Consider the following 10,815-nt stretch of genomic DNA (forward strand, 5'->3'; position numbering starts at 1 on the left):
AAAATTCATCACATCACCCGTGTAATTCTTCACAATTAAAAATACGCCGGCACCCTGGTCCGCTTTTTTTATCGCTTCAAAAATCTGGTCCGGCGTTGGCGAAGTAAATACTTCCCCGCAGACAGCCGCACTCAGCATCCCTTTTCCTACAAAACCGGCATGGCTCGGTTCATGCCCGCTGCCTCCGCCACTCACCAGCCCGACCTTGCCTTCGTCTGTAAACTTGCGGTAGATGACGCCGGTTCCTTCAATCCGTCCGACCTTGTCTTCATTTGCATACACAAAGCCTTGCAGCATTTCATCAAGCACATTTTTCGGGTCATTTAAAATTTTTTTCATGGCGCTTTTCCCCCATCTTTTATTTGTGGCCGTGCCATTTTATGTAAGAAACGTTATGAAGCACGCCCGAATTGGGCATACACCCTTCCTATGCCCGAACTTTGTTTTTTTAAACCTTTTCTTTCATTATAACGTTTTCATTTCCGTGAAAGGTATAAAAAACTTTTGACCGTTGAAAATAATTTTGCGTTTACATGTACCGTTTTTATCTTTTCCTGTCAGCGCAATCGCCGGTCCGTACAAGCGGAATGTACCACTTTTTTACTCTTTCCTTCATTTTTATGTATGCCTGCTGACAGACCGTACTTCACCGGGCAGCTTGCATGCGGAATGTTTTTTCCTGTGCTATAGTATTGTTCAAACGATCCTCATACATACATGATCAAGATAGGAGTGTTGCAATATGAATCCCGTAATTGAAACCATTTTAAACCACCGCTCTATCCGCCATTATCAGGACCGGCCGCTGACAGATGAGCAGGTGAAACTCATTGTCCAAAGTGCACAGGCAGCCGCAACATCCCATTTTGTCCAGGCCTACAGCATCATTGGCATAAAAGATCCGGCCCGTAAGCAAAAGCTGGCGGAACTAACCGGGAACAGGCATGTCGGAACTTGCGGGCATCTGCTCATTTTTTGCGCGGATCTCAACAAACACAAACTCGCCGCTGAAATGGAGGGTACAGATGCAACCGCGACACTCCAAACCACAGAAAAATTTATGGTCGCCCTCATCGACACCGCCCTTGCTGCACAAAATGCCGCCCTGGCCGCAGAATCAATGGGGCTTGGCATCTGCTATGTCGGCGGGTTGCGTAATCATCTGCCGGAAGTATCCGAACTGCTCCATATCCCGGAATATGTGCTCCCATTGTTTGCCATGACGATCGGCTATCCGGCTGACCCGTCCGGCAAGAAACCGCGCATGGCAGCCGAGCATGTCTATTATGAAGAAACCTATCCGGAAAACGCGGATGACTTAAAAAAACATTTACAGCAATACAACGAATGGATTCAACAATATTATAAAGAACGGACAAACGGAAAACGTTCGGACACCTGGACCGGCCAAATGGCACAGTTTTTCAAAGAACCGGCCCGAGCTTATATGAAGGATTTCGTTCAAAAGCAAGGTTTTGATAAAAAATAAGCCTGGTTCCGCGTTGTTTACAGCGCGGTTTTTTTCTGCATACCTGTTCCGGTTCAGAAATGCAGACCTGAGCAGCGTGTCAATTTTTTATGCCGTACCTTTAAAAACATGTTACAATAAATATTGTCGCTTTACTGCTTAAAAGCGTTCAATCAAAAAAGAGAAGTGAGTCATTAACATGAAAAACAATCAAAATCATCTGCAAAAAGGCCTGTCGCCGCGGCATGTCCAATTTATTGCCCTCGCCGGGATGATCGGGACAGGCATTTTCAAAGGGAGTTCGGATACAGTCAGCCTCGCGGGGCCAAGTGTTGCCGCTGCCTATTTCATCGGCGGGATCCTCCTGTTTATCGTGATGGCAGCGCTCGGGGAAATGGCACTGGTCTACCCCGGCCTCAATGTCCAGCACCTGATCCATAAAGCATTCGGCAGCCGGATCTCATTTATTGTCGGCTGGCTTTACTGGATTAACTGGATTATCGTCACCGTTGTGGAACTGATCGCAGCCGGGAGTTTTCTCAAATACTGGTTCCCGTCCGCCCCACTATGGATTCTCAGTTTTGTTTGCGGCGCTTTTATTGTCGGAGTCAATTTAATTGAGGTCAAATATTACGGCGAGTTTGAATTTTGGATAGCCGGCATTAAAATCATCACTTTAGTGGCCTTTATTGTCCTCGGCGCGCTGATTTTATTCGGTCTGCTTCCCGGAACAAGCGGAACCCTTTCAAACTACACTGCACATGGCGGATTCTTTCCGAATGGCATCAGCGGGACATTCAGCGCCTTTTTGGTTGTGATGTTTTCATATGGCGGCGCCGAGCTGATCGGGGTGACGGTTTCGGAGACGAAAGACAGCGAACGGGTCCTGCCGCAGATCATCAAACAAACCGTGGTGAGAGTGATGCTTTTCTATATTCTGCCGATTCTTATCATTTGCGGGATCATTCCATGGAACCAGGTTTCTTCTGCTGAAAGCCCGTTTGTACAGGTGTTCAGCCGTACAGGGCTCCCGGGCGCGGCAAATGTCATGAATTTTGTGCTTTTGACTGCTGTACTGTCCGCCGCAAACTCAGGAATTTACGCGACTTCCCGCACCTTATTCACGATGGCGGAATCCGGCGAAGCACCGCAGTTATTCAGGTCGATCTCAAATAGGGGAATTCCGAAAAACGGTATTCTGTTAACTGCCTTCTTTATTCTGTGCGGCATTGTTTTATCGTATTTCACACCGGATCAAGTTATCAGCTATCTAATGGCCATTCCCGGGTTTACCGTCCTGCTCGTCTGGATTGCGATCTGCGCGGCCCAACTGAAGCTGCGGCAAACCTATAAAAGGCGCCCTGCTTTCCGCGTCAAAGGCTACCCGCTTACAACACTGATTGCCATTTTGGCTTTGTCCGGCATTTTCCTGTCATTTGTATTTGGCGGGGGAAACCGGGTTGGGACGACAGTATGCCTGATCATTTTAGCCGTGTTAATGGTCCTTTCCTTCCAGGCCAAGCACAAAAGATAAGGGCCACTTTTCCCTGCACAAATGTAAAAAGACTCCCATATCCTATATAATAGACGAAAAAGCCATGGGTGGTGCAGGGATGGAAGCTCAACTGTTTCAGAACCTTCAGGAAAAAAACATGCCGTTTGAAAAAGTGTTCAGCCATATCACCGCCTTTATGAAACGCGACCCTAAAGGCAGCTACCGCTTAATGGTTGGCACCGATTCGCAGGTCCATCAGACGTACACATTATTTATTACCGGCATCGTGATCCAGCAGGAACGGCACGGCGTATGGGCATGTATCCGGAAAACGGTGATACCGGGAAGAATGGACCATTTGCATGAACGGATCTCCAGGGAACTGTCTTTAACTGAGGAAACCGTTTCGCTGTTTACGGAAGAGAAAAAGAATGAACTGATTGAGATTATCCTGCCCTATTTGTATGAGGGCGCATCTTTCACAATGGAAGGCCACATTGATATCGGTGCGGGTAAGCGCAACAAAACGCGCAAGTTTGTCAAAGAAATGGCTGCCCGCATGGAATCAATGGGTGTGGAACCGAAAATCAAGCCGGATGCGTTCGTGGCCTCGAGCTATGCGAACCGGTATACGAAATAGGCAGCCGCTAATCAGCATGTCTGCTTTTTTATGTTAAAAATGTGAATAAATTCCCCTTTCCAAAACATCAATCACTATCTTAGAATAGCTCCCCGCCGATTTAAAGCAACAGCGAATTATAAAGAATATAAAATTTTATTCGCGAACATGTTCGAGTTATCAGCGTTATGAATCAGACGTTTGAAAATTGCTCAATCTTTTGCTATCATAAAATAATAAATTCATAACTTATTATAAAACTAAATGTATAAATATTCAAAAAGTGCCTGATTGTTCCTATTTGGAGGTGGTCATTTGGAGTATCGATTATTCCCTGAAGGCGACTGCGCTGTCCTCATCGAAACAGGAAAAGAAATGAACCTTGAGAACCATAGAAAAGTACAAGCCATTTCTGCTCTATTGGAAGATTACTTTCCATCCTGGATGTGTGAATGGATTCCGGCCTTTACAACCGTCACAGTAATCTACGACCCGTTCAAAGTATACAATCTTTCCGGAGAGAATCCCTTTACCTATGTTTCACGGCAATTAATACAATTGCTGTCAGCACTCCCAGCAAATCATCCTGTTCACACACGCACCGTTGATATTCCCGTTTGCTACGGCGGCGAATTCGGCCCTGATCTGGAAGAGGTTGCCCGAATGAATCATCTTACACCTGAAGAAGTAATCGAAACGCATGCCGCTGGAGATTATCTCGTATATATGATTGGCTTCGCACCGGGTTTTCCCTATATCGGGGGCATGTCCAAAAAAATTGCTGCCCCGCGAAGAAAGACACCGCGTTTAAAAATACCGGAAAGATCTGTCGGGATTGCCGGCATCCAAACCGGTGTTTACCCGATCGAAACGCCGGGCGGGTGGCAAATTATCGGGCGCACGCCGCTAAGATTATTCGAACCGGAAAATGACCCGCCCAGTTTGCTGCAGGCGGGGGACAAAATCCGTTTCTTTCCCATCAGTCCGCAAGAATACAGGGAACTGGAGAAGATGGAACCATGATAAAAGTGATAAAACCGGGAATGCTGACAACTTTTCAAGACTTAGGAAGAACCGGCTGCCAGAAATACGGGGTTATTCAAAGCGGCGCCATGGATCCATTTGCCCACCGGATCGCAAATCTGCTGGCAGGTAACCCGGAAACGATGGCGACGATGGAAATCACGTTAACAGGCCCCGTTCTTGAATTTCAGGCGGATGCACTGATTGCCATTTGCGGCGGGCAATTTCACGTTTCCATAAATGGCAAGCCTGTTTCACTTTGGAAGCCGATCCTTGTAAAAAGCGGCAGCGAGCTGCGGATCAAACAGGCAAAAATTGGCTGCAGGGCCTACTTAGCGGTAGCAGGCGGTTTTTCGGTTCCGTTTGTCATGAAAAGCCAATCCACCTATTTACGGGCAAAAATAGGCGGGTGGAACGGCCGGGCATTGCAGGCTGGGGATGAAATTGAAATCAATCCCCCCGGCGAGCGCTCAAAAATCATCATGGAACAGCTGGAGGGATCCGTAAAGAACGGTACAGCTGCTGCCTCATTTACTGTTTCAAAAACCATGATGCCAAATTATAGCGATTCTTCATCCATCCGGGTGGTCAAGGGGCGTCAAGCCCATTTATTTACAGACAAAAGCCTGTATAACTTTTTTCATCACCCCTATAAAATTTCAACTGATTCCGACCGCATGGGGTACCGCTTAAAAGGGCCTGAGCTAAGACAAGCAGTGCCGGAGGACATGTTATCGGAAAGTGTCAGCTTTGGAACGGTACAAGTACCACCAGACGGCCGGCCGATTGTACTGCTGGCAGACCGGCAGACAACCGGCGGCTACCCGAAAATTGCGCAGGTTATTTCGGCTGATCTGCCGCTGATGGCACAGCTGAAGCCGGGCGATGAAGTCCAGTTTACGGAGATTTCCCTGCAGGCGGCCCAATCCCTTTATATCGAAAGGGAAAGGAAAATCGGCATGTTGAGAAGCGGGTTAGAACTAAATGTGAAACGGAGGAAGGACACATGACAAGCATTGATCTGAACTGCGATATGGGTGAAAGTTTCGGCGCTTACACAATAGGAAAGGATGCTGATATTCTGGATTATATTACATCCGCCAATATTGCCTGCGGATTTCACGCCGGTGATCCTGCTGTCATGAGAAAAACCGTACGCATGGCACTGGAGAAAAATATTGCAGTCGGCGCACACCCCGGTTTGCCCGATTTAGCAGGGTTCGGCCGCAGAAATATGCAGATTTCCGCGCAGGAAGCTTACGAAATGGTTGTCTACCAGATCGGTGCCCTTGCTGCCTTTGCAAAAGCGGAAGGCGGCCATATCCAGCATGTAAAACCGCACGGCGCTCTTTATAATATGGCCGCAAAAGACAAGCAGTTATCAGAAGCCATTGCCGAAGCCGTCTACCGCATCGATCCGGAAATGATTCTTTTCGGCCTTGCCGGCTCAGAACTGGTAAAAGCAGGAAAGAAAGCCGGCCTGCGTACAGCAAGCGAAGTATTTTCCGACCGGACATACCAGCAGGACGGTTCCTTGACATCCAGGCGTGAAGCCGGCGCTTTCATTGATAACCGCGAAACGGCCGTTAACCAGGTTATCCGCATGATCAAAGCAGGAAAGGTCTTGTCCGTACAGGGGCAAGATGTAGCGATTCAAGCCGACACCATCTGCATCCACGGTGACGGGAAACATGCGCTTGAATTTGCCGCATTGATTCATACGGCTTTGGAAAATGAAGGCATTACGATTGAGAATGCCGGATGTTTTTTATAAAAAGACACTGCTCCCTTTTGGTAGTGAGCGTGCAACAAGATTATTCAAGCATCAAGGGAGGAAAGGACAATGGTATTAATTGGTGTCGCTTTAATCGTGATCGGCTTTGCACTGCGGATCAATTCGCTTGTCGTGGTGACGGTCTCGGGCCTTGTTACCGGGCTGATTGCAGGGCTTCCGGTAAAAGAACTGATTACACAGTTTGGCGAGGCTTTTACAACGAACCGTTATATGTCGATTTTAATTGTAACGCTGCCGGTAATCGGCTTATTGGAAAGAAGCGGCCTGCAAAACCAGGCCAAACATCTTGTGTCGAAAATCAAAGCAGCTTCGGCCGGACGGATTTTAACCATTTACTTGCTGATTCGGGAAATCGGCGCAGCCTTAGGGTTAAACAGCCTTGGCGGCCATCCGCAGACCGTGCGCCCGTTAATCGCGCCAATGGCTGAAGGAGCGGCGCAGGCAAAATATGGCGAAGTGCCTGAAAAAGACAAAGAAGAAATCCGCGCCCAGGCCGCTGCAGCAGATAATATCGGGCTATTTTTCGGAGAAGACATCTTTGTCGCAGTCGGAGCCATTTTATTAATGAAAGGATTTTTTGACCAAAACGGCATTCATACGGATCCGATTCACATGGCACTTTGGGGGCTTCCAACAGCCATTTTTGTCTTCATCGTCCATGCGTTCAGGCTCCACCTCTTCGATCGGAAACTGGACAAGAAATTGGGAAGCCACGCACGTCAGGAACAAATTCCGGAAAAAGAGGTGGTGGAAAAATGATCATTTCAACCGAGTGGATTTATATCGTCATGGGTATCATCGGGCTTTGCTGCTCGTTTTACACATTTTTCGACAAAATGAATCAGCGGCGGATCCTTTCCGGGCTGTTTTATCTGATTTATTCGATCACATTGCTTTTTGGCAAGGTGATTCCGCCTTTTTATATCGGCTTAATGGTCATTGCCATGGTGGTAATTGTTGGACTCGGAGGCTTAAGAAAAGGCGAGTACGGTGAAGCCACACCGGATCAGCGCGAAGCAAAGCGCAAACAACTGGGAAACTGGCTGTTCTTGCCGGCGCTGCTGATTCCAATTTTAACGGTAATCGGATCGAAACTGCTGGTCAATGTAAAAATTGGAAAACTGCCGCTGCTTGACCCGGTAAATCCAACCTTGGTTGCACTTGGGGTTTCATGCATCATCGCGATGATTACGGCTATGTTTTTAACAAAAAGCAAACCTGCGACAACCATAAAAGAATCACGGCGCCTGCTTGAAGCGATCGGCTGGGCCGTTGTCCTCCCGCAGCTATTGGCGACATTGGGTACGATTTTTACAAAAGCGGGTGTCGGAACTGTTGTATCGGAACTCATAACAAAAATGATTCCTGAGAACTCTGTTTTCTGGATTGTATTTGTTTTCTGCATGGGAATGGCTCTGTTTACGATGATTATGGGCAACGCATTTGCAGCCTTCCCAGTAATGGCGGCTGGAATTGCCCTCCCATTTTTGGTCCACAGATTCGGCGCAAATCCAAATCAAATCGCAGCAATTTCTATGTTTGCAGGCTACTGCGGAACACTAATGACACCAATGGCAGCCAACTTCAATATTGTGCCTGCCGCATTACTTGATCTAAAAGATAAAAACCATGTCATTCGTGTCCAGGTGCCAACCGCCTTACTCGCGCTCGCCTTTAACATTGTGCTGATGTACATTTTAGTAAAATAGGGGGGAAATAAAAATGGCAAAAAAAGTACTAATGACCGGGTTTGAACCATTTGGCGGGGATCAAGTAAACCCCGCGCTTGAAGCAATAAGGCAACTGGATGGCAAAACGGTTGAAGGCGTTCAGATCGTTGTACAAAAAGTGCCGACAGTCTTTTATGAATCGGTCCAAACAGCAATCGAAGCAATTGAACACCACCAGCCCGATGTTGTCATCTGTGTCGGACAAGCCGGCGGACGCACACAAATTACCCCCGAACGCGTGGCAATCAATGTCGATGATGCACGCATCCCGGACAATAAACAGCAGCAGCCGGTCGATACCCCGGTTGCAGCAGGCGGCCCGGCGGCATACTGGTCAACCTTGCCGATCAAAAGCATTGTCCGCCGTTTGCGGGACGCAGGGATTCCTTCGTCCGTTTCAAACTCTGCCGGGACATTTGTATGCAACCACCTTTTTTATGGTGTCATGCATTATTTGGATAAAAATGCAAAATCCATCCCGGCCGGCTTTATTCATATTCCATATATCCCATCACAAACTGTATTTAACCAGGCCCCCAGCCTTAGCCTTGATCTCATCGTGAAGGCTTTGGAAACCGCGGCTGTTATATCCGCGAATCAAACAGAGGATATTGTAGACGTTGGCGGTGCCCTGCACTAAGCACCACCATTCATTCTCACTATAAAAGCCCGTGCACGGATTTCCTTCCGGCACGGGCTTTTATTTCACTTATGAACGGCCGGGAATGCCGGTTTTCTGCCTGGGTGGGCTTTCATTTTTCTTATGATCGACAAAGCGGATCCATTATTTGGGGTCCTACCAACAAAACGCGGAAAACATACGCTAAGCAAAATTCAGCATAAATAAAGCCGATTTTCCTACGTTAAGGAATTTTTTGGCTTTCATTTTATTGGTTGCTAGGACGCAGTGATTTTAAGTTTTTTAATTTCGCCATATCAAAGGTGTATTTACCAATAAAATATTCCTATCTGTATGAGTATTGCGGACCTATTGAGCCAGCACTGGGGTAGTGTTAGGAAAATGCGTATTAAAATGTTAAGGAAATTAAAAAACCTAATTTCTAAGTAGAATTGAGAAATTAGGTTTTTTCGTTGCTCCATTTAAGTATCGGGATGAAACTGACTAGACATAAGCATTTTAGATGGGATTTAAAATATTCAGTTTTTTATTTCATAATCAGAAATAGATCTATCTCGACTGGTCTCTTGCTGATTTTTATAAGCAAGCTCATATTCAGAAATAACATCGGAAGTTTCAGCTACATAATTGACGTTTTTACTTTTAGCAAACTTATCAATGCTAGATACCGATATATTGGAATTTGGACCGGACACTAATAATGATCCATCATCTTGTGCGTAAGCCAAAAATACATAAGATTTTCCAACTTCGGGCAGACTGTCATCTTCATATAAAACCAAGGATGAATTGTCTGCACTGATTCCCCCTGCTTTTTGAAGTGGAATAGGAGTGTCTGTTTTTAAATTTCCTTTAATATTTTTTAATACGGTAACGTTAAAGTTAGTGTATGGAGTTGAAACTACCTTTGTTCCATGTTCTGTTTCCATGGTTTCTTGATGTTTTTGTTCAGTGCTAATAACTTCATCAACATTTGCTAAAAAAACATAATCTGCATCCCCAACCGTTTCTTTAGGGTTATCCACGTCTATTACGAAAGTACCATCTAGTGTTATAGTTTGTAATTCACTATTGTCCGATGAAACGTTTTTTTCAGTGCTAGAACATGCTGTCGATAGGATAAGTATCATTGTGAAAAATAATGTAAGGATAGTATACCTTTTTATCGTATGCTTCATATTTTTAGCATCCTTTCCATAAGTTTAGTATCTTTTATAAGCTGCATTGTATGAGGCTTTATCGTTAGAGCTTAGCTTTGTTTTAGTAGAAACATATTTGTACATAACATCTTTTAAAGTATTGTGGGCTAATCCAAGCGCATGACCTAATTCGTGAATAGCCACATTTTTCTTTTTTGTACCTGAAAGCTTATCCATTGTATATTTGTTAAACTTTATAGTGCCAGCCGATGATGTAACTCCTGCCGTACTTGATTTAACCGTGTAGTCGGATATCTTTACATCTTGTACTCTAGTGGCTGTATCTTTCCTGATGACTCCTTTCTTATAACCATTCCAAACACTTACTCCGGAATTAAAATATGATTGATATTTTGTGCCTCCATCCCAATCCATATGTTTCCCTGAATCGACTAAATCCCATGACAATAATTTTGCTGCTGCTGAAGCATTAGTGACTGGTATAAGCAACAGCATAGTAAAAATTGCCACCATAATACCCTTACTAATACCCTTACTAAATTTATTCCTCATCAATTTCCAGTTAAGTCCGTATAATTGTGTAAAAAGGGTTATCTGAATATGAGGGAATATGGAGTATAGGGGCTGTTTTTCTGGAGGGGGTTGGCCAGCCCCCTCCAGAAAAACAGCGGGATTTCATTTCTCTCGCCGTCTCTATCATTTTTTCATAGAAAATGAGCCAGAGCCCGTCATCTCAGTTAGAATAGAGTTAACCAAAACAACTTCTAAAGGAGAGATTCAGGGATGGCTCAATTACAGATTACTCTAGATGAACAACTTTTGCATCAATTATTTCTTGGCGATTCAAAAGAATCGGGCATAAATGCCCTCTTGGAGGCGATTTTG

General features: G+C 45.5%; 12 protein-coding genes. 9 read left to right on the forward strand and 3 right to left on the reverse strand.

Annotated features, from left to right (window positions below; translation table 11 throughout):
- Window positions 1-339, reverse strand: a 339-nt coding sequence (locus C232_RS0117115; protein ID WP_018665348.1) for a dihydroxyacetone kinase subunit DhaK, incomplete at its 3' end; no start/stop codon positions are given.
- Between the two features lie 403 nt (window positions 340-742).
- Here C232_RS0117115 and nfsA point away from each other — a divergent pair.
- The 9 genes from nfsA (at window position 743) to pcp (ending at window position 8,770) form a co-directional block, all read left to right on the forward strand.
- Window positions 743-1,489, forward strand: a complete 747-nt coding sequence (gene nfsA, locus C232_RS0117125; RefSeq protein WP_018665350.1) for an oxygen-insensitive NADPH nitroreductase — start codon at window positions 743-745, stop codon at window positions 1,487-1,489.
- A 178-nt stretch (window positions 1,490-1,667) separates the two neighbouring features.
- A complete protein-coding gene (locus tag C232_RS0117130; RefSeq protein ID WP_018665351.1) occupies window positions 1,668-3,002 on the forward strand; it encodes an amino acid permease in 1,335 nt (444 codons plus the stop codon).
- 79 nt (window positions 3,003-3,081) lie between these two features.
- Window positions 3,082-3,603: a ribonuclease H-like YkuK family protein gene (locus C232_RS0117135; protein ID WP_018665352.1), complete on the forward strand. Its 522-nt coding sequence runs from the start codon at window positions 3,082-3,084 to the stop codon at window positions 3,601-3,603.
- Window positions 3,604-3,897: 294 nt separating this feature from the next.
- Window positions 3,898-4,605, forward strand: a complete 708-nt coding sequence (gene pxpB, locus C232_RS0117140) for a 5-oxoprolinase subunit PxpB (protein WP_018665353.1) — start codon at window positions 3,898-3,900, stop codon at window positions 4,603-4,605.
- Window positions 4,602-5,615: a 5-oxoprolinase subunit C family protein gene (locus tag C232_RS0117145; protein WP_018665354.1), complete on the forward strand. Its 1,014-nt coding sequence runs from the start codon at window positions 4,602-4,604 to the stop codon at window positions 5,613-5,615. The genes pxpB and C232_RS0117145 overlap by 4 nt, the downstream gene beginning before the upstream one ends.
- Window positions 5,612-6,379: a LamB/YcsF family protein gene (locus tag C232_RS0117150; RefSeq protein ID WP_018665355.1), complete on the forward strand. Its 768-nt coding sequence runs from the start codon at window positions 5,612-5,614 to the stop codon at window positions 6,377-6,379. The genes C232_RS0117145 and C232_RS0117150 overlap by 4 nt, the downstream gene beginning before the upstream one ends.
- Before the next feature lie 69 nt (window positions 6,380-6,448).
- A complete protein-coding gene (locus tag C232_RS18915) occupies window positions 6,449-7,159 on the forward strand; it encodes a DUF969 domain-containing protein (RefSeq protein ID WP_018665356.1) in 711 nt (236 codons plus the stop codon).
- Window positions 7,156-8,109 carry a DUF979 domain-containing protein gene (locus C232_RS0117160; RefSeq protein WP_018665357.1) on the forward strand — a complete coding sequence of 318 codons (954 nt, stop codon included), beginning with the start codon at window positions 7,156-7,158 and terminating at the stop codon, window positions 8,107-8,109. The genes C232_RS18915 and C232_RS0117160 overlap by 4 nt, the downstream gene beginning before the upstream one ends.
- A gap of 13 nt (window positions 8,110-8,122) precedes the next feature.
- On the forward strand, window positions 8,123-8,770 hold the full coding sequence (pcp, locus tag C232_RS0117165) for a pyroglutamyl-peptidase I (protein ID WP_018665358.1): 648 nt from the start codon (window positions 8,123-8,125) through the stop codon (window positions 8,768-8,770).
- A gap of 518 nt (window positions 8,771-9,288) precedes the next feature.
- On the opposite strand, the gene C232_RS0117170 is transcribed toward pcp, so the two are convergent.
- Together C232_RS0117170 and C232_RS0117175 are read right to left on the reverse strand one after the other, a co-directional pair.
- Window positions 9,289-9,948, reverse strand: coding sequence for a hypothetical protein (locus C232_RS0117170; protein ID WP_018665359.1), 660 nt, complete (start codon window positions 9,946-9,948; stop codon window positions 9,289-9,291).
- A gap of 24 nt (window positions 9,949-9,972) precedes the next feature.
- On the reverse strand, window positions 9,973-10,443 hold the full coding sequence (locus tag C232_RS0117175) for a matrixin family metalloprotease (protein ID WP_040400263.1): 471 nt from the start codon (window positions 10,441-10,443) through the stop codon (window positions 9,973-9,975).
- Between the last annotated feature and the right edge of the window lie 372 nt (window positions 10,444-10,815).

The organism is Heyndrickxia acidiproducens DSM 23148 (assembly GCF_000374345.1).
Taxonomy (GTDB): domain Bacteria; phylum Bacillota; class Bacilli; order Bacillales; family Bacillaceae_C; genus Weizmannia; species Weizmannia acidiproducens.